The 1269-nt window shown below is 40.8% G+C and carries 1 protein-coding gene; it reads right to left on the bottom strand.

Annotated elements, in window-relative coordinates; translation table 11 throughout:
- Positions 1 to 5: 5 nt before the first annotated feature.
- The gene (locus tag D7D25_RS17645) at positions 6 to 1157 is read right to left on the bottom strand and encodes an ISL3 family transposase (protein WP_255417386.1); all 1152 of its coding nucleotides are present in this window, start codon (positions 1155 to 1157) and stop codon (positions 6 to 8) included.
- Between the last annotated feature and the right edge of the window lie 112 nt (positions 1158 to 1269).

Raw genomic sequence — 1269 nt, 5'->3', positions numbered from 1 at the left:
TGGTTCTATATGAAATACTGTGGGTAATCGAATTTTAGTTTTCCGCAGATAAAATAAATCATGTTTATAAAGTTTCTGGGATTTCTGTATCCTCTTGCCCTTTTCTTGGCTAATTGAATTTTAGAATTTATTCCCTCTAAAATTCCATTTGAAATATTACTTTTGACGTATTCCACAATCCCCCGCCAATGCGCTTTAATGATGTTTACGAGTTTGATAAAAGGCTGTATTTTAGATTCTGTGGCGAAATCACACCAAAAGGCCAGATAGCTTTCCGCCTCCTCGGGATCTTTTATCTGCCAAAAGTCTTCAAACATTTCCTTAAGCCAATACCCTTGTCCTAATTTAGGATACATTTCCAAGAGCAAGTCTCTTTCCGTCTGTAATTTATCGGTTAGTTTCTTCTTCAAGAAAGTATATTTATGCCCTTTGAGCAATTCATTGCCTCCGCGTTCCAGTTTGCGGAGTTCGTCCATAGCCTTATTCACTTCCTTGATCACGTGAAATTTATCAAATGTTATCTCACTTTCAGGTAAATACTCCATACATCCGGATATAAAAGCCGGAGACATGTCTATGCAGACATCCTGTATTTGAGAGACATCCACTCCCTTTCCTTGCAGATAATCAACGCTCTGTTGAATACAATCCGAACCTTTTCCCTGACAGGCGTAAACTACCCGGCGTTCGTTTAAATCCACTAAATGGGTAATATAGTTATGCCCCTTTTTCTGTGAGGTTTCGTCAAATCCTATTTGGGTCAGATTACGGGGAACATCTTTCTTATGCGCGCGTTCCACCCAATAGTTAAATATTCCCCAAATGCGTTGCGCGTAAACCCGCAGGGTGGAAGCCACGCTGCTTACAGGCATCTCTTTCTCTATCAATAACATTGAAAAAGCCTCAAAGAGCAGGGTAAAACCGCTGCCTTTGCGAGCCCAAGGTACCGGCTGAACTTCCGTTTTGCCGTCGGATTGTCTGACACGCGGAACTCGGGCGTGCAAAAAACAGGTGTACTGAAAAAAGTTCAGATGTTGCCAGGTGTGATTGCTGCTATCGTAAGCCGTATAGTAATGACCGTCAGGCATCAAAAACTTGGAGCCCCGCTCAAAATCAATATAGATGTCCAACTGAGACCCACTCGGGTCTAAATCCACTTTGGTTATATGCCAAGGTTTTTCTAAACCTAAAGCTAATGTAAATAATTGTAATGAATCCATTTTGCAAAAGTAGAAAAACTAATTTACCCATACGAAATCATATAGAGCC

Source organism: Proteiniphilum sp. X52 (assembly GCF_003712195.1).
Taxonomy (GTDB): Bacteria; Bacteroidota; Bacteroidia; order Bacteroidales; family Dysgonomonadaceae; genus Proteiniphilum.
The sequence above is the reverse complement of the archived record's forward strand: the minus strand, read 5'-3'. Positions and strand labels throughout refer to the sequence as shown.